This window comes from Virgibacillus sp. W0430, from assembly GCF_051846935.1.
Taxonomy (GTDB): domain Bacteria; phylum Bacillota; class Bacilli; order Bacillales; family Amphibacillaceae; genus JBPYCR01.
Genome location: NZ_JBPYCS010000021.1, coordinates 1 through 19,552, shown reverse-complemented (window position 1 = coordinate 19,552; position 19,552 = coordinate 1). Strand labels below are relative to the sequence as shown.

Below are 19,552 nucleotides of genomic sequence, written 5' to 3'. Positions count from 1 at the left end.
TAATTTGTTCTAAATCGCGTCTAGAATTTGTAGGCTATATAGATTAATCTACTTTTTAGTACGATGCGGTTATCGTCGTTGCTACATTTTCATTGACTTACAAATAGTCGATTCCACCCTACCTAAACATTACAATTAAACTAAAAACAATGATAAAGTAAGGATGAGCTAATAATTTTATCGATTAAACATAGGAATAGAAGTGGAGATTAATTCGTATGATAACAGCTAAATTAACTAATGATTGGACAGATTTACTCGCAAAAGAATTCGATTCCCCATACTATACAAACTTACGTAACTTTTTAAGCGCGGAGTATAAAAACAACATTATTTTTCCTGCGGAGCATGAAATATTTAACGCGCTCAACTACACATCTTTTCAGCAGGTGAAAGTAGTGATCCTCGGTCAGGATCCTTACCACGGAGCAGGACAAGCGCATGGGTTAAGCTTTTCTGTTCAGCCTAATGTAAAGCAACCACCCTCTTTAAAAAATATTTTTCGCGAGTTAGAAAATGACTTAGGGTATGCTCCACCGTCACATGGTTGCTTAATCGAGTGGGCAAAGCAAGGCGTGCTTTTGTTAAACACAGTACTAACTGTTCGCAAAGGAGAAGCGCATTCTCACCGAGGAGAAGGGTGGGAGATTTTTACCGATCGTATTATTTCAGCGTTAAACCAAAAGGAAGATTCTATTGTCTATATGCTGTGGGGAAGTGCGGCTCAAAAAAAGCAAGCTTTAATAGATACAAATAAGCATTATATTCTTAAAGCGCCCCATCCTAGCCCGTTATCTGCGTATCGCGGCTTCTTTGGGAGCAAACCTTTTTCTAAAGCAAATGAGATCTTAGAAAATAACGGTAAAACAAAAATTAATTGGGAATTAAAATAACTTTTTTGCTAATTCGTTTATCTATTTCAACTGTCCAGTCCACTGGAGAAAATGGCAATGGCCTGACGTAACTTTCTTTATGAGAGTAATAGAAGGCGTAGATACCTATATTTTATACGAGGAGGTACAAATGTGTCTGTTATAGTTGTTCCATTCCTTACAACTGCTATTGTAGTCATTATTCTATACTTTATTAATCGTAAAAAAGGCAGAGTTGATAAAGGATTTGCTATTAATTATTTTAAGCTTTCTTACCGGAGAAGAATGATTCGGAACCTTTATACACTCCCACTAACCGCAGTTGCAGTAGGTGTGATCTTTATGTATACAAGCTGGAGTATAACTGTCAATATACTATTTGCCACCGTCGTTTTCTTACTTATAGTTGCTGAGATTATATATAACTATCGAAAATGGCAGACTAGTAAACAGTATACAAATTGATTTTACTCAAAAGGTTTCTATCTCAACAGTGTTTTATACGAAACAATTCGAACGTGTTTTCCTGATACGATTGCTCGAGTCAGCGGAACACGTATTTTTTATTAAAAATAAACCTTTCATTTTTTTACGATTTAATTGTTCACGATTAGGGAATAGTTAAAACGACCTTCGGAAAACTTTTAGTGTTAGATATTATTGCAGCGTACACTTTTCTAATGGTAGTTAAAGCGCAATTATCAATGGGAATATATTAAGCCATCTGCCATGGAAAAAAATATGAAACCATATGTTAAACATACGATAGGAGGGTGATTATATTGTTTAAACTCGAAAACGTTATTGTGGAAAACGTATTAAAGATTGACTACTTAGAAATAAACAAACCTATCACATGTATCGTCGGTCAAAGTGGCAGTGGTAAATCCACCCTCCTTCGACTGCTTAATCAGCTTGATGATCCCCTTGAAGGGAACATTTACTTTGAAGGCGAATCGATCGATCAAATTGATCCGTTAGAGCTAAGAAAAAAAATACCAATGACACCGCAAGCTCCTGTAATTTTTGATGGCACTGTACGTGACAATTTGCTCACAGGCTTAACTTTTTCTGGTGCGGATTTCCCTCCAGATAAAAAGTTGATGTTAATGCTGGAGTTGCTCAAGCTCGATACGCAATTACATACAGATGCGTCCAATTTATCTGGAGGCGAAAAACAAAGATTAGCACTTGGCAGAATACTATTAATGGACAAAGCGAAAGCAATATTACTTGATGAACCTTCTTCCTCGCTTGATGATAAAACAGCGTGGCGCGTCATGAAGGATATTGCTGCGTATGCCAAAGAAAAAATGATAAAAATAATTATGGTTACACACGATAACGAGTTAAAAAACAAACTCGCTGATGATGTAATCGTTATGGACACGTATCGTATTAACGATTAATGCCTAAATACCGACACGTTGTTGTGCAACTATTGAACCAAAGTAATAGGAGGAATTACAAACATATATGGATAGCAATGGAACAATCGACTTAACCTTTTGGAAAGTAGCTGCAGCCTATTTATTTATTTTAATCGTTTGGTTCATTATTCGAATCAAAAAAATTCCACGTGAAAAACTGATTGCCATCGCAACTTTACGCATGACACTCCAATTAATTTTAATCGGTTATGTACTAATTTTTGTGTTCAAATACCCACACCCAGCGGTTACTATTGCGATTATCTTTTTCATGCTCTGCTTTGCCATCTACAATGTATACGACCGAACAGAACCTTCCATTCATCAATCGCTTAAAAAGATGATTGCACTCGCAATGGTTCTTGGAATAGCATTAAGCATGCTCTATATGGTTGCTGTTGTTTTACAACTAGACCCATGGTATGAACCACGCATTTTCATCCCGATTGGAGGTATGATTATTGGAAAAACGATGACAGGCGTCGCACTTGGAGTTACTAATTTATTAACCGGGATGAAGCAAGAACAAGATAAAGTAGAAGCCGCTTTAATGCTCGGCGCGACACCTAAGCAAGCATCTAAAACAATTATTAACCAAGCCTTTGATGCCGCATTATTACCAACAATAAATGCGATGGTTGGCATGGGGATCGTTTTTTTGCCTGGTATGATGACCGGTCAAATAATTGCCGGACAATCTCCACTTGCAGCTGTCAAATACCAAGTAGCCGTAATGCTTGGCGTAGCAGGAACCGTCGCAATTACAATTGTTATTTTTTTACACCTATCCTATAAAAGCTTTTTTACAAGTCGGAACCAGTTCATTATTACAAAACGGAATTAAATAAAAATAAGATAAACATTTATTTCTCGAAAAATTAGCTTGTCTCGCTCATATACTACACGCGCTTTACGTGGGAAGCATTCAAGCTTCTAACAGAATTTTCCCGACTGTTCCTTTTCCCAATTTCGTATATTCAAGAACAGAAATTCTATTCTTTTTATTTATCGTCTAGTATAATAAGACACACATTAGGAGGGGAGCTAATGATAATCGTTTATACAGACGGTGCTTCAAATGGGAATCCTGGTACAAGTGGTGCTGGAATTTATATGAAGCATAACGATACATTCAAATCCTATCATATTCCATTAGGTGTTATGACTAACCATGAGGCAGAATTTAACGCTGTAATTCACGCCTTATCGATTTGCCAACGATCGTTTCCGAATGAAATATTATCTTTTCGCACCGATTCCAAAATTGTTGTTGACACGATAGAAAAAGATTATACTCGGAATGAAATGTTCATTCCTCTCTTAAATAAAATTCGAGAAAAAGCAAGCGCGTTCCCATACTTTTTTATTAAATGGATTCCAGAAAAGCAAAATTTTCACGCAGATCGTCTTGCTCGACAAGCGATTAAAAATTAATGCTGTGTATCCAATTTTACTGTGCAAATAAATAGCCAAAGCCGCGAACGGTTTTTATAAATTTAGGATTCGCTTGATCCTTCTCAAGCTTCTTACGTAAATTGCTAATATGAACTTTCACAGTTTGGACGTTCCCTGTAGCGTCCAGCTTCCAGATATGATCATACAGTTGCTCCTGACTCCACACTTGATTCGGATTTTTTGCCAAAAGGATCAACAATTCCATTTCCTTTGTTGACAGTGTAACTTGTTCTCCATCTAAATAACACATATAGTTGTTTAAGTTTATTTCTAATTCATCAAATTTTAATATATTCGAACCACCTAAAACATCTGATCGATACCTTCGTATATTTGCCTTTATTCTAGCTTCCAGTTCTTCAAATTCAAATGGTTTCGTTAAATAATCATCTGCTCCTAATTCAAAGCTCTTCACTTTATCAAGCGTCGTGCGGCGAACACTAAGAAATATAATTGGAACCGTTAGTTTTTTTCGTATTTCCCTACACACTTCAAATCCATCGATACCAGGCATCTCAATATCTAACAGAATGAGCTGCGGATTTTTAATACGTATTTTTTCGATCGCTTGTCTTCCATCCTGCGCCACCATAACTTCATAGCCCTTTTTCCGAAGGTACATTTGTATTATATCTCGAATTCCTACTTCATCTTCTACGACTAGTATTGTTTCTTTGTCCATACTACACACCTCCTTGATTCATTTTAATAAGAAGTCTGCATTTGTACTTTTTTAATTAACCTTGAAAACCCTAAACGTGTTACTACTTTTATTCTTCAAAGCAAGTAATTGTCCCTTACTATTAAACGTTTCCCCTTATCCACCATTTTCGAATACTCCAAAAACATTAATCGATTTAATTTACTTTTAGGAATTTGACTTGCATTTTTAATAACAGAAAAGAAAAGCTCCTTAAGAAACTGTATGCATCTCAAGGAGCAAATCTACGACAACCGTTACGCTACTGTACGGATTTTTTACGTTGGAGCACATAAATCATTATTCCAATGAACGTAATGACGACACCGATTAATAAAATTGTAAAATAAGCTGTAGCTGTTTTTGGCAACATATCGGATTCCTCATCTGTTACTTGTTCTGAATTGCTCTCCTTCATTTCTGTTTCTGTTTGCTGATCGACTTCATCTACTAGCGGATCTTCGTCTTGTTCAGTTTCATCATTTGTAGCTTCTTTCTCATCTGAAACATTTGAATTCTCTTCGTTTTCATTCCCCTGCTCTTGCTCTTCTGCTTCAACTATTACAGTAATAATGGCTTGGATATCATCCACATTAACGTATTGATCATCGCTAGCAAGCTTTCCAGTAAATGTATACTCACCAGGCTGCTCTGGATCAAAAGCTGGCGATCCTTCGCTCCAGTTTACATCTACCATTAATGTTGTATTGTCATCTAAAGTAACTTTAACTTTTTCAGGCAGCATGAGCTCGCTTTGTAACGTTCCATAGCTCACATGGATAGGATCGAATGTTTCAACCGCTGAAATCGTCCTTAATTGATCTCCCACGTATTCATACGCACCAATATCAACAATATGGTGATGAATACGCGCGTTACGTGCAAAATCCTCGTCAATATCCCCAGGAACGAAGTCATTGTTTCCTCCATTTATTGCAGGCGAATGTGCTTCTAATGAGACCGGATGATCGCCCGATTCAACAAATAGCGGATCTACATCTAAGTTATTCCCACGATCTTTACCGAATGCATCGTCCCAGCTATCACTGCCACCAGAGCCTTCAATAATGCTATGCGTACTATTTACAGTTCCATATATCCCCTCAAATTCCAAAACAGGTGAAAGATTACCCCAAATTATTGTGTTTTGAATATCCAATGCTGCACCCTCGGAATCCGACATATAAATAACGGAGCCAACCTCTGAACCATTTCTAGTAACTGTTGCGTTAATAAGTTTCACTTGACCGCCATTTGCAATATATAGTGCGCTGCCTTGCCCACCAGGGGTGCCAAATTCATCTTGCATTGTGTTGTTAAATAACATCAGTGTATTAATTAACGTTGCTTTCGATTCATCTGCAACCGTAAGACCGGCTCCATTTTGAGCCATATTGCTGTTGAATTCAACGTTTTTTATCGTTATATCGGAACGATTACCAATATTGTAAATGCCGCCTCCAGTGTTTGCCCAATTAAAATCAAATGTTACATAATGTAAAATAGGTGAACCATTATCATTGTGCATGCCACCACCAAAATCAGTAGCAGTATTATTTAGAAATCTACTTTCGATGACTACTACGTTTGAATTGTTATTATACATACCTCCACCAGAATAGGTAGCGGCATTTTCTAGAAATACAACGTTCTGGATCGTAGGACTTGCATTTGCATTATACATCCCAGCACCTTGTTGATTCGTAAGATCATCACCATTTGCAAATCCACCAGTAATGGTTACCCCATCTAAAACTGCCGTCTGATTAACAGAAGCATCATTATTGTAAATAACGTGGTACGCATTATCTTGTTTAGAGGCTAATGTTCCGTCGTCATTACGATCAAGATCACCGCTTAAAATCGTTTCATACATTTTAGGATCACGTTCTGACAGCGTTGGATTGCCAGTTGCAGGGAAACCACCATAGATCGTTACCCCGTTTTTCATTTGAAATGTGTTCGTTCGTTTATCGTTTGTATCTAAACCTTGCGTTGGCACGTACGTTCCTTCTGCCATCCAAATTTCATCGCCTGCTGTTGCAATATCCAGTGCCTCTTGCAACGTACCAAAAGCATCCGACCAGCTTACACCATGCCCACTTTCCCCTTCTTTTACATAAATAGTTCCATCCGGAGTAGGTGTGATTGGAGGAGCTGGCGCGTTAAATTGTAAGTGTGGGTATTGACTCGGATGTATGCCCCAAATGGATGAAAAGTCCCAATTAACATATGTGCTTGCATCCTGCATTTCTGCTGTCGTTTTCCCTACGCCTTTCCCTTCATCCGTTTGGCCGGTTGCTTCCTTATCGTAGTAACTATTTGTTATAAGAAGCGTCGCATCGCCAGATAGATCACCTATTAGTCCTCCACTATAATTGACACCTTCAACTATACTTCCAGCTGCATAGCTATTCTCAATGTTTGTAGAATTTACTTGTCCAATTAAACCACCGATATTAATATTGCTTCCTTCTACTGTCCCCGTTGCATAACTATTTAGGACGGATCCTTGATATGTGGATCCGATTAATCCCCCAACGGAATTTGTGCTAGATACATAGCCGGTTGCGTAGCTTTCCTTGATTGTACCTTTCTCTTGATATCCAACGAGACCACCGACATGAGATGTACCTGAAACTTCCCCCGTCGCGTAGCTGCTTTCAATCGTACTCTCTCTAAAATATCCAATTAAACCACCGACACGATTAGTACCTGTAGCTTTTCCAGTCGCAAAGCTATTCTTAATAGTAACGGTACTAATTGCGTGACCGATAAGGCCGCCAACAAAGCTTTTTCCTTCTACTGTACTTGTAGAAGCTGAATTTATAATTGAGCTCCCTTGTACAGCTCCAGCCAATCCTCCGATTCTCCCAGAGCTTCCAGTACTATAAACCATTCCTGATGTAGAACTGTTAAGAATTGTACTTTGGTTTGTATACTCACCGACTAAGCCACCAATGTAATTATCACCTGTAATGTCAGCGGATACAACAGCTACGTTGTCAATCGTAGTCCCGATCCCTGCTCCAATAAGTGCCCCAATATAACTTCTTCCACTCACATCTACATTTTCAAGTGTTAAATCCCGTATTTCAGCCGAACTCGTATAAGCAAATAGACCAAGATAATCGACACCGTAAGCATTGATTTTAATATTCTGAATTGTATGTCCGTTTCCGTCTAACGTTCCCATAAATGGATTACTAGCATAACTGCCAATAGGAGTCCAGTACCCATTTCCGTTAACGGTTGATAAGTCAATGTCGTTCATAAGCACATAGTGTCCACTTAAATTATTACGAATGTTGTTTAAATCCTCTACCGTATGAATTTCAGTAATCGATGTGGATGATGGTGCTGTTGAAGTGGAAAACGGTTGCTGTGAAAATGTCGTCACACCTCTGTTCGTTGGACTCTCTAATTCCTCTGTCGTTTCGCTGTTACTCGATGCTGTTTCTTGTTCTGCAGCTTTCTCATCATCTAAATTACTACCATCTTCCAATGACTCATCTGTTTCCCCTGCTTGTTCTGTTTCAGCTTCAGTAGGTTCACCTTCTCCTTGATCGGAATCGATCGGTGATTCCATTTCTCCGGATTGCCCCGTATCGCTCTCGTCTTCATCAGGGGTCGTTGCTCCTTCTTCTTCATCCATCATTTCCTGAGTGTCTTCTTGTTGATCCCCTTCGTTTACGTCCCCTTCCGTTTGTGCATAGCTAATTACTTGAAGAGAAGGAAGTAGCGATCCGATTAAAAAAATCGTACAAATTAAAATGAGTACATTTTTAGATAACCGGATGCGGAATGTTTTATTGTTCATTTTTACACCTCATTTTCAGCTCAAATTATTATAGCTGCAAGCAAATATAACCTTCTATCCATAGCAAGCATTTCTAATTTGTTTTTTCGTACGTATTTGCGCACACAACACCTCCAATAATATCCATATTTAATATTTTAAGTAATCAAAGTTAAATTTAGGTTAAGAATATAAATAAAACTTCATAAATATACTAAAATTTGCTATTTCTTTTAGATTGGAAGCTATTTTAGTAGAAAATAGCAAAAAACCACGAGCATTGATGACCGTGGTTTTTCCGCCTTTTATTCATTTTGTCTGTGTAGAATCCGAATCCACGCACACTCCTGCAGGAAAAGCAACAGCCGAAAATCCATTTTAAAAGTTTTGGGGATTGAGTCACGTATTTGTGGGTGTTAGTTTAAGAAGTTAAAAAACCTCTCTTTGTATTCGTTACTATTAGTATTAATTCCTACCGACCGCAGTAGATATACACTACGCTTTCCGAGGAGGCTGAAGCCAGGCCCGCGGAAAGCATCCACCTGCAGTGAAAATCAACGGTGTTATTCATGTGTATATCGTTCGAAGTAAAATTGATCACATATTATCTAGTTAGATTCGTGCATCTGTTCCCCCACAAACATTTTACTCATACAGTTTTGGGGCAACCTTTTAAAATTAGTTGAGGCGTTGCCTGCGGAAAGCGGAGTGGATCCGGATGGAACACAGCAGACACCAATCTAGCTTTAAATTTTTAATAGATTTCAAAATTCTGTTTTTTTGTGATTTTTTAAAAATGACAATTATGACATTGACTCAACCGCTAAGCACTCTATTTCTTAATCGGTAGTTTAATTGAAAATGTAGTACCAGTATTCACTATACTTTGCGCTCGGATCGATCCATTATGGCGGTCTATTATCTCTTTTACAATTGCTAAGCCTAACCCCGCTCCAGCTTGCTGTTTTTGCTCGCTCATTTGAACTGTTCCTTTGTAAAATCGATTAAAAATAAACGGGAGATCTTCTTCTTTAATACCGTACCCATTATCTTTAATTGAAATGTATAAGCTGTCCGCTCGTTCGTCTATATCAAATGCTATTGAAATACAACCATTGTTTTCTTCTGTGTTTTTTATTGCATTTGAAGCTAAGTTCGAAAAAACCTGGTCCATCCGTTCAATATCTACCACGGCTGTTATTTTTTTAAAATAGGATGGGAGCTTAGGCCTTTTAAATATTCTGTTTGCTTGTACGACGGTGAATTCACATCTGTTCAATACATTATTTAGCCAATCATCTAGATGAACCGCTCGCATTGTCATGCTTTTCTCTCCAGCCTCAAGCGTAGACAGATCAAACAAATCACTAATTAATCGATTTAATATGTTTATTGTATTTCGAATCAATTCATTATAATGTTCATCATCCACAGTAACAAGACCTTGCTGTAACGATTGCATATAACTATGAATAAGAGTTACCGGAGTGCCTAATTCATGTGCAATGTTAGCTAATAACCTTTGCCTTGAAGCTGACATTTCAACAAGCTCTTCATTTTTCTGCTGTAATTTTAAGTTCGTTGCTTTTAATGCTTCCGTTCGTTGGTATACTTTATCTTCTAAATGCATATTTATTTCGATGATTTCCTTGTTTAAGTTGCGCATTCGTACGAGCGTCTTCACACGAGAGATCAACTCCTGTTTGTCACAAGGCTTAACTACATAATCATTTGCCCCCACGTCAAAGGAAACTACTTTATCATGGATCTGATTTTTTGCTGTAAGCATAAGAATAGGTAACTCCATTAATGTATACTTTTTCCGGAGCTGCTGGCATACTTCATAGCCAGACATTTGTGGCATCATAATATCAAGGATTAACAAATCTGGCGGTTGTTTTTTTATTATTTGCAGCACTTCTTTTCCATTCATTGCTGTGCTTACGTCATAGCCTTCGAGCGTTAGTTGATTTACTAACACTTGTAGGTTAACTGCTTCATCATCAGCTATAAGAATTCGCGGTAGATACCTTGCATTATTTTCTTTATATGGTTGAAATCCCTCTACTATTGAAAATTCGATCGATTCCGTCGTTAAGGCAACTTCTTCAACTTGCTGTACGATAGCATCTAGTTTTTTTGTTGTTGGTAACGTAACGATAAATGTAGATCCGCTGCCGACTTCTGATTCGACGTCTAGCTTTCCGTCATGAAGCGCAACTAATCGCTTCGTAATACTTAAGCCAATCCCTGTACCTTGAACATTTCTCGAAAGGGACGGGTCGCCTTGATGAAACGCATTAAATATATTAGATAACTGATGATTAGGAATGCCCTTTCCTGTATCCGAAACAGTTAGTATTAAGCTGTTTTTTTCAGTCGTCGCTGAAACAACGATTTCTCCCTCATTCGTATACTTAATTGCGTTATCGAGCAAATTATACAATATTTGCTGCAGACGGTTTTCGTCCGCATAAAGTGGAGGTAACATAGCATCAACATTTTTAATAAGCTTCACTCGTTTATTTTTTAACAGCTGTTTGGAAACCGCTATGACGGTATCAATTACACCGTGCACATGAATTATTTTCTTTTCTAAGTCAAGCGAATCATGCTTTAACTTAGAGAAGTCTAATATGTCATTTACTAAGTGTGTCAATCGGTTCCCACTCGTTATAATTAACGATAGCTGCTCATCCATTTCCCTTGAAACCTCTCCTGCAATCCCATCTCTTAACGATTCCGTAATTCCAATCATGCCATACAATGGGGTGCGCAGCTCATGTGAGGTAACCGCCAAAAATTCGTCCTTCAATTTGTCAGCCTTTTTTAAGTTTTCCATTGCGAGCGCTTGACTCTCTTTTGCTTTTCGTTCTGCTATCTCTTTTTCAGCACGGATAATTTTTATTTTATCGGCTAAAGCAAAGGATAGTAATATAACTTCTGCAGATAAAGCAATTTGTCCAGCATATTCCGTAATAAAGGCATAAGGTAATACAACCGCTCGCACTAAAATAGTAATACATACGCCAGTTAGAAAAACGACCCACCCGATAATATAAAAGCGAGCCTGACGTGCACCTCTTCTTAGACATATAACTGCACATAGTAGTACAGTCGCAAATGTACTGAAGGTTGCAGCAATCATTAAATGTAGCGATGTATAATGTGAAAAAGGTAAAATGACAAGAACGAGCCCATTTAACACCATAAGACCATAGGACACATATTTAAAACGAGGAATATAAGTATCTACATCTAAGAAGTTTCGCGTAAAAATAAGAATAAATAGACATGCCAAGCTAACCCAAAACGGTGTCGATATTAAATTCCAGCCAGGGTAATTTGACCAAATATATTGGTAGCCTAGTCCATTAATAGATAACTTCCCCATTAATGTACATGTTATTACTAAGACGTAGTAAAGGTAGCTTTTCATTCGCAAACTAAAAAAGAGGAATAAATTATATAAAATCATTGCGAGTATGACACCATAAAAAGTTCCAAGCATTAAAAACTCATCTTGCGACTTCTCTGTAAAAGCATCCTTACGCCATATGTTTATTGGAGGATGTAGATCTCCACCTCCTGTTGCAGCAACATAAAATGTTTTGCTTTCGCCTGGATCAATTTCCAAATTAAAAATAAAATTTCGATGATTAATCTCCCGCTCGTTAAAAGGGAAGTTTGTACCTGCTGTATGCAGCTTTGTCCAAGTACTCTGTTCTTCCGTATAAATATCAAGTTGATAAATAAGTGGGAAGGCAAACTCCAGAAGCCATTCTTTTTGATTTGACTCATTCCTAACTTCAAAACGAAGCCATGTAACCGTTTCAAAAAAACCGCCTTGCTGCTCTACATTGCTCGAATGAAGAAACTGGTGTGAGGATGAGTTTGATAGGACATCGTCAATCGTAAGACGCTTCGCTCGATCTTTTATCATATATGTAGCTGGATATATACTACGTTTATCTGTCGTATCTTCCAATATTAGCTGGTCTTCAAAGCTAGCCAATATGCTGTTGAAATTTAAAAAAATGAATAACACGATCATAAGTGGCATACTACAATAAATAATCCTTCTATTCACTGAATGCTCCCCTTTTCCTACACTTCTTGCGCTTGATCGTATTGCCTGCCATTAACAATGACAATTGATCTATTAAACAAGTAATTGGAAATCGAACAGCAAAATAATCTTTATGCAAGGAGATTTAAAATTGAAGCTGTACTTACATTGCTTATAAAAACACGAAGCATGCCCCTGTACTTTTTTCAATACAAGAGCACAAGCAAATTTCCCACTTACATATTTTTGTATAATTGTACGATATTCCTTATTTCGACATAAAATGGAATATCCCTTCATTTTTTTATGTTTTGGATTAGCTTTTGGAAAGTAAGGAAGGCTCCTATTCCGTAGCGAATGGGTATGCGTGGCTTCAGCAGAAGGAAAGAGATCGGTGAGACCCCACAGTACGCAAAAGGAGGCACCTTTTCAAAGACCGAAAATTTACTGTGATAAATCCGATTTCATTTTCCATATATCATCCTTAAGTGACTTGGAATTACAGCGATTGAAGCAGGGGTTGATGTATATATTTCCCCATCCATATCCGCTTCTTCAACTGAATTGGTCTCTATCTCTATCTCTTCAGCTTGAAAATGTTCTAAAGCCTCCAGCTCTTCACGATGACCATGTTGATTGTTCAATGCAAATAGTTCCCGTAGCGACTCGAGGTTTGAGTTTTTTATTATTAATACATCTGCTTTCCCATCTTGTGGTGATAAATTATTTATAGGTACTTCTTTCGTTCCGATATACCGACCATTTAATACGAAAATTAAAATTGCTTCTCCAGCATACGCTTTTCCGTTTGCTTTTAAACGATATGAAAAAGCTTTTGTCTGACGAATTGATTTTAATGAACTAATAAAATAACTTAGCACACCTAGATTATTTTTTTGAGCCTCATCAATGTTCTTTGATGCTTCCGTAACGAGACCGATTCCCCAAAAGTTCAGAAAATAATTTTGATTTGCATGGCAAACATCTACATTTTGAAGCGTACCATTTATAATCGACTGCGCTGCTGCCTTTAAATTTTGTGGCATTCGTAACGTTCTGCTAAAATCATTTGAAGTACCACCGGGTAATAGGGCGATCGCTGGTCTTATATCCAAGCCGGCTATACAATTGATAACAGCATGCACCGTTCCATCTCCACCGAGCACAATTAATACATCAATTGCAGTCGCCCACTCTTTGCACACCTCCTTTAACTCATCCAAGCTATGTGTTTGGATGACGGTTAACTCTTTAATGCCTTGCGACAATATTGGCAACGTCTGTGCTAATTTTTTCTCAACAGTTTGCGCACCAGCATTTCCATTGTATAGTAACAATGCTCTATTTATTTGTAGCATCCTAGTTCCTCCTATTATCGTTTGACGTTCGTTTACAGCTTACTATTCGGTAACCAACTACTTTTCTATAGAAGGTGACCTACTCGAAAAACGGTTAATAGAAAAAGCAACACGCTTCGTGAATTAAAAATAGATGTACATTTCTTTCAGCCAATAGTACATATTCCCCTATACAACATACGAGAAACCGAACAACAAAAAGTCTTTTCTTTTTCCAAATACCCAAAGCGGTACAACAAGTTCCTAAAAATACAAACGGTACTCCCTCGCTGTTAAAATTTAACAACAGGAGTACCGTTCAATTTATCCACTTTTTTAATGTAAAAATCATATATTTTATATTATTAACAAGGCTTCATCGTCTTTTTTCCCTTTCAAGCCTCCTACGCTTTTAATCACATATATTCATGTACGCGCCCCGAGCCTTACAAATGCATCGTAAAAGCACCCCCATTTTACATTACACTAGCAAACCAAAAGCCAAGCAATGTACCAATATAATTCCCTACAATATAACCTAATGTTCCAACAACTAAAATTGGTCCTACCAGATCCTTCCATCCTTTAGCAATCGCCATAGCAGCAGCGGTTGTTGGCCCTCCGATGTTCGCATTACTCGCAATGAGTACATCCTCCAAATTGTATTTTAGAAGCTTAGCTGCAGTAAGTGAAACAATCATATTTAGAGCGACAATGATGAAAACGAACACTAAAAGCAATGGTGCATTATTAACAATTAACGGTATTGACGCTGGTACACCAATAACGACGAAGAAAATGTAAATAAGAAACGTCCCAATTTCTTGGCTCCCATGTATACGTTCGAAATAAGATGGAAACAAGTAAAGCAGAATAAACGTAATTGTAGTTAGCATTAAATATTTATCTCCAAGTAGACCATGAATAACATTGAGTACAAATGGAGTATTTTCGCCAGATGGAAGCACGTTCCCGATAAACGCTGCGAGCTTGAATGAAATAATAACAAGTAGATATGCCGTACCGACGGACATAGCTATATCCTTTAATGAAATGTCCTTCCGCTTCCAAAAGCCGTCTGCTAGAGTCTTACCATCTGTATTGCCAATTCCTCTCTCGACCTTTTCGATATGCGGTGTCGGATAGCCCTTTCTGAAAAAGGAAATTGTCGGGATAATCATTAAGATCACAAAATAAATCGCCATCATTAAGTTATCGGCAACAACAGCAGCCGAAACCATTTCACCAGGTGTTTCAAACTTTGCACTCAATGCTGCGAAATTAACACCACCACCGGTATATGAGCCACTCATCATCGCTCCGATTTTTTCTAAATGAGGAATATGGTCTTTAAGCAGAAAGAAACTGACAATTGTCCCTATAACTGTACCGACCGAGCTAATAAAGAAAATGATGAGTAGCTTTCCGCCTTCTTGCCATATCTTTTTTATATTGACATGAAATAGCAGGAGTGGAATAGCTAAAGGAACGATGACTCCCCATACGGCATCGTACACATTGGATTCAGTCGGGATAATATTTGTATTCGATAAAATAATTGCACCGAGTAACGCTATAATTGCACCGGAAATCTTTGATGCCCAGCGAAATCGCTGTTCTAAATAAATACTGAGGGAAGCTACAACGATTAGTATTCCCCACAACGTTAACGTATCATCTGGTTGGATTAACGTTCCCTGCATAATTGCACCCTCCTATAGTACGTCTTCTAAACGTTTATGTTCATTGCTTATTGGGTTGAAATAACGACTTATAAAGCGAAACGCATTATGAAAGCATATAGCCTGTACTTCTTGTTCCGTAAACCCTCTCTCCTGCATTCGAACAAGTAATTCAGGTACTTTGCTAACATCCTCCAATCCTTTCGTAAAAGCGTTTACTAAATTTCCCCCAAGGTCATACGATTGCATATAGTCCAAAAAGTCAAACCCAAATGCTACATGCTCATACCCAACAAGATCGGTTATGTAAATTGCATGATCTATAAAACAATCAACGGTTGGATCATGCTTATCAACAAAATCTGCATGCGCATTCAATCCGATAATGCCGCCTTTTTCCGCGATTGCTTTTATTTGTTCATCGGTTAAATTCCGTTCATGATCACATACCGCTTTTGCATTACTGTGCGAAGCAAATAGTGGCAATTGACTCAAGCGATACATATCCCAAAAACTGGCCACATCTAAATGAGAAACATCTAACAAATATTTGCGTTTATTTGCCTCTCGAACTGCCACCTCGCCCATTTCTGTTAGCCCTTTCGCTTGATTAGACGTTGCGCCTGTACCCGTACAAAGAAAATTATGTTCATTCCACACAAATATAGCGTGATGAACACGATCAGCCTGCAAATCGTGGAAGGCATTTTCAATTTTTGTACGTATTGACGCACCTCTCCATCCTTGTATAAACGACAGCCCTTCTAAACCAAGCAATATACGAATCTTTCCAGGCACTTCCTGTTCCTCAAGCGGCACATGTGGATCGCATACAAACGCGTGCTTGGAATGTTTTAAGTCCTCCAAAACGTGCGTAAATACCGATTGAAATCGTTCATATGGATTATGCTTGTATATCCCTTCAACCCAAAAAACGCAAAAAAGCGTGTCAACGCCGCCTTTTTTTAACTTCGGATAATGAATTCGATCAAATACATCCTTTTCACCAGCCAATTTTCGCTGTGCAATATCTGTAAATATATCGGAATGTAAGTCAAATATACGCATTACACATGCTCCCTTCATGTTGTAAATGAACCCCGATGCTTGTAACGAGCACTATTTATTATACAATATAGAAATTTATCCGATCGAGCGTAAAGGTATAATGAACGCTGGAAATTTTTAACAATCGAATGAATGCTTTTAACTTCCTCCAAACGGAGAAAGATAGGCGTTAATTCTCCTTTTCTTTAAATCGCCAGTATTGCCGATAGCCGTATGTCGTTTCTCGAATGCGCTCTTCGTCCTCTAGACCAGCCCCTATCGCACTTGCAAAAGTAGAAATAGAGGTGGCAAACCACGCAATTCGCATATATTGTGTAATGCTTGTACCATTATCCAATTCAAGCACCGTCGCAAATAATCCTGGAGGAATTAGAATAAAAGCGGTGATTAAAAAAATAATATATAATGCGATATAATATGCAATAACTGCAATAAGCAGTGTGAGAATGGTTGCTAGATTGTACAGCTGATGCAGTTTTTTTTCCTCATAATGTGCCGGGCGTTCCCACAAGCTGTGGGCAATAATAATCCAAAAAACCATCGCCATAATTGCTGAAATGGTTAACCCGGAAAGGCGATACCACGAAAATACATCACTTAATTTCCACATCGTAGTAAAAATCATTCCAAATGCACCTGTCGTAAAGGCGATTGCTATAACATTCGATAAGCTTGACATAATTTGAACCGGACGATTTGCAAAGGCCATTCCTAACAGCAAGCGTAGCTTTCCTATTAATTTAGAGCGGAGCATTCCTTTTATATGGTTATTTTCGTTTTCTCCTGTATACTTAAGCCACTTCGTAATTTTCCGGGCACGATCAATAGCTTGGTCGCTCGTTTCAGAAGCGTTTTCAGAGTAAATGTCGTTACTTAATACGGTAACAATTTGAATAATCGTAGTACGCACCTTTTCAGTCGTTAGAATCCAACCAAGTGCCGGCAAAGATAAAATAGCTGCACGCTCTTTTGGATGAATATCACATGTAATCACCTTGCCGTTGTCAATTAGTGGGAAGTCCGTAATTGTAATAGCAAAATCCAAGTTTTTATCCGATACGTAAGAATATGTTTCAGAAAATATATCGTTTTTATTTTCTACTGCCCCTACCGTGGAGTTAACGCAATTTTCTATATTAAAGCTTAGTTGTTGATCGGTTGAATTAGAGAGTGCTTCCGGAAGGTTATCCATCAAAGTATTAGCGACATCTGTTGCCAATCCAGGTGCAGTGATTAGCCCGATTGTTAGATTTTTTTGCACAGTGACTACCCTCTTTCCTCTATATCCTAAAAACGGCTCACTCAATTTGCATTATTTGTTTTTCTATCTTCTATTTCATAATACCGGTTATGCTGTCTATAGGAATACGTTATATGACGAATTCTGCTCTCCTGCTCACCGGTGGCACCAATTGCACCAGCTAACGTTCCAAGCGAGGTGATTAACCAGGCAAGTCGAAAATAATCGACAAGATTCGGCTCCCCTTGCAAATTTGTCCATGCATCAAATAAAGACGGTGGGACGAATATAGACAGCGCAACTAAAAACAATCCGAATAACACGAAGTAATTAATCGTCACAATGACGAATAATGTTAGCACAGTCGTTATGTTATATAATTTCCGGAGCTCGGTTTTTCCTCTTTTTGATGGTTTTTCCCACAAATTATGTGCAAAAATAATCCAGACGACCATGCTTACAATGGAGGAGACCATTAGTAGAATAAAACGAACGGCTGTATATTCAACACTTAATTCCCATGGAGTTGAAAAGATTGAAATATATGCACCTGTCGCAAAAGCTAAAGTAATTACCTTTTTAAATGAAACGAGAGCTGTCCAAGGGCGATTGGCGAAGGTCATTCCAAACAATACGCGTAACCAGCCTATAATGCGCGATTGCAAAACGAACCGTACGTCTAAGTATTTGTTGGTTTTTAGAGAGATTCGGCGAATTTTTGAAAACAAAAAACGCCATTTTAAACTAGATAATTGGAGGTGATTTTCTTCTAATGCTACTGTTCTAGAAGCAGCCTGTACTTCCTCAAAGGAATACAATTCATCTATGAGAAATATGAATGCCTTCTTCACCCGACTTTTTAGCGGAAATGCCCCAAATGCAGGTAAAGAAATCAACGCAACTTTATTTTCCATACGGGCATCAGCTGTTACGACCTTTTTTCCAGAGAAGCTCGGCAAATCCGTTAAACAAATTACATAATCCCATTGATTCTCTTCTTTTAAGGAAACCGCTTTATCAAAAACCTCGCTAATGTATTCCGCAGCACCTGTTAGTGGGTCAACGTCCACATTAATTTTCCACGAAACATTTACATCAACATACTTTTCAAGTGCTTCAGGCAATTTCTCAACTAGATTACCTGCTATTTGTGCAGGTAAATCTGGAGAGGCTATAATACCAATCGTTATCCTTTTCATATTCCTCCTCCCCATCACATTCGATATCAAAAAATATATACCCTATTTGGGAAGGAGGTAAAACAATTATGTTGATGATCGTTGAATAGGGTGATAAACTAAATCAGTTATTACTCCTTTAATTAATTATGTTTGTATAAAGCTAAAATCCTTAATGAACGAGCCGAACCATAGTACTTAATGCCCTTTTTTCGACATTATTTATTGTCAAATAGCGTATTTTGTAGTATTATAGACCTATATAATTTAAATATTATGAAAAGGCAAACTTGTTGAAAGACAAGGACGCAAAGCTTCGGGCCTAAGGTCATTGACTATGGTAGCCGGGTTGCCAAAAACACAGGATGTCTATGCCCTATTTTTGGCATAGCATTTTTTTATTTAGGGAGGGGATAATACGTTGTCTGTTGAACAATTAATGTCGAACAACGAATCCTTTTTACATCATTATCAGCCAATTTTCGACTTGAAGGAGGGGACTATTAAAGGATACGAAGGATTACTTAGGCATAAAAAGTTGGAAAGCACAGAATTTTTATTTAAACGTGCAAAAAGTAGAAAACGGCTTTATAAATTGGATTCGCGGTCCATTTATAAAGCCATTCTCACCTACCAAACAGCAGGTTTTACAAAAAAAGAAGGTTCTTTATTTTTAAATGTTTTCCCATCAACATTATTAAATCATAAATTCCCTTCTTTTA

General features: G+C 37.8%; 13 protein-coding genes, 1 pseudogene and 1 riboswitch. Of the genes and pseudogenes, 6 read left to right on the top strand and 8 right to left on the bottom strand.

The genetic code is table 11. The features are described 5' to 3' along the window. Positions 1-218: 218 nt before the first annotated feature. From ung to ACLIBH_RS10860, 5 genes are all read left to right on the top strand, one after another. Positions 219-893: a uracil-DNA glycosylase gene (ung, locus tag ACLIBH_RS10880; RefSeq protein ID WP_439316727.1), complete on the top strand. Its 675-nt coding sequence runs from the start codon at positions 219-221 to the stop codon at positions 891-893. Positions 894-1,025: 132 nt separating this feature from the next. Then, the gene (locus tag ACLIBH_RS10875) at positions 1,026-1,337 is read left to right on the top strand and encodes a hypothetical protein (protein WP_439316726.1); all 312 of its coding nucleotides are present in this window, start codon (positions 1,026-1,028) and stop codon (positions 1,335-1,337) included. A 317-nt stretch (positions 1,338-1,654) separates the two neighbouring features. Next, a complete protein-coding gene (locus tag ACLIBH_RS10870; RefSeq protein ID WP_439316725.1) occupies positions 1,655-2,281 on the top strand; it encodes an ATP-binding cassette domain-containing protein in 627 nt (208 codons plus the stop codon). Between the two features lie 67 nt (positions 2,282-2,348). After that, complete coding sequence (locus ACLIBH_RS10865; protein ID WP_439316724.1) at positions 2,349-3,146, top strand: ABC transporter permease; 798 nt, start codon at positions 2,349-2,351, stop codon at positions 3,144-3,146. 203 nt (positions 3,147-3,349) lie between these two features. After that, positions 3,350-3,736, top strand: coding sequence for a ribonuclease HI family protein (locus ACLIBH_RS10860; RefSeq protein ID WP_439316723.1), 387 nt, complete (start codon positions 3,350-3,352; stop codon positions 3,734-3,736). Between the two features lie 16 nt (positions 3,737-3,752). Here the strand turns inward: ACLIBH_RS10860 and ACLIBH_RS10855 are convergent, their stop codons facing one another. The 8 genes from ACLIBH_RS10855 to ACLIBH_RS10820 form a co-directional block, all read right to left on the bottom strand. Continuing rightward, positions 3,753-4,439, bottom strand: coding sequence for a response regulator transcription factor (locus tag ACLIBH_RS10855; RefSeq protein WP_439316722.1), 687 nt, complete (start codon positions 4,437-4,439; stop codon positions 3,753-3,755). A 280-nt stretch (positions 4,440-4,719) separates the two neighbouring features. Next, positions 4,720-8,277, bottom strand: a complete 3,558-nt coding sequence (locus tag ACLIBH_RS10850; protein WP_439316721.1) for a GLUG motif-containing protein — start codon at positions 8,275-8,277, stop codon at positions 4,720-4,722. A gap of 811 nt (positions 8,278-9,088) precedes the next feature. After that, positions 9,089-12,346: an ATP-binding protein gene (locus tag ACLIBH_RS10845; protein ID WP_439316720.1), complete on the bottom strand. Its 3,258-nt coding sequence runs from the start codon at positions 12,344-12,346 to the stop codon at positions 9,089-9,091. A gap of 443 nt (positions 12,347-12,789) precedes the next feature. After that, entirely contained in the window at positions 12,790-13,683 is an 894-nt protein-coding gene (locus ACLIBH_RS10840) for a diacylglycerol/lipid kinase family protein (protein ID WP_439316719.1), read from the bottom strand. Positions 13,684-14,138: 455 nt separating this feature from the next. Further along, positions 14,139-15,365, bottom strand: a complete 1,227-nt coding sequence (locus ACLIBH_RS10835; protein WP_439316718.1) for a DUF819 family protein — start codon at positions 15,363-15,365, stop codon at positions 14,139-14,141. 12 nt (positions 15,366-15,377) lie between these two features. After that, positions 15,378-16,412, bottom strand: a complete 1,035-nt coding sequence (locus ACLIBH_RS10830; RefSeq protein ID WP_439316717.1) for a dipeptidase — start codon at positions 16,410-16,412, stop codon at positions 15,378-15,380. Between the two features lie 169 nt (positions 16,413-16,581). After that, entirely contained in the window at positions 16,582-17,673 is a 1,092-nt protein-coding gene (locus tag ACLIBH_RS10825; RefSeq protein WP_439316716.1) for a 5,10-methylene-tetrahydrofolate dehydrogenase, read from the bottom strand. Between the two features lie 41 nt (positions 17,674-17,714). Continuing rightward, positions 17,715-18,851, bottom strand: coding sequence for a hypothetical protein (locus ACLIBH_RS10820; protein WP_439316715.1), 1,137 nt, complete (start codon positions 18,849-18,851; stop codon positions 17,715-17,717). A gap of 252 nt (positions 18,852-19,103) precedes the next feature. After that, a riboswitch (cyclic di-GMP riboswitch) is annotated at positions 19,104-19,187 on the top strand. Positions 19,188-19,251: 64 nt separating this feature from the next. On the opposite strand from ACLIBH_RS10820, the pseudogene ACLIBH_RS10815 reads away from it, so the two are divergent. After that, positions 19,252-19,552: pseudogene (locus tag ACLIBH_RS10815) on the top strand (EAL domain-containing protein); the annotation flags it as partial.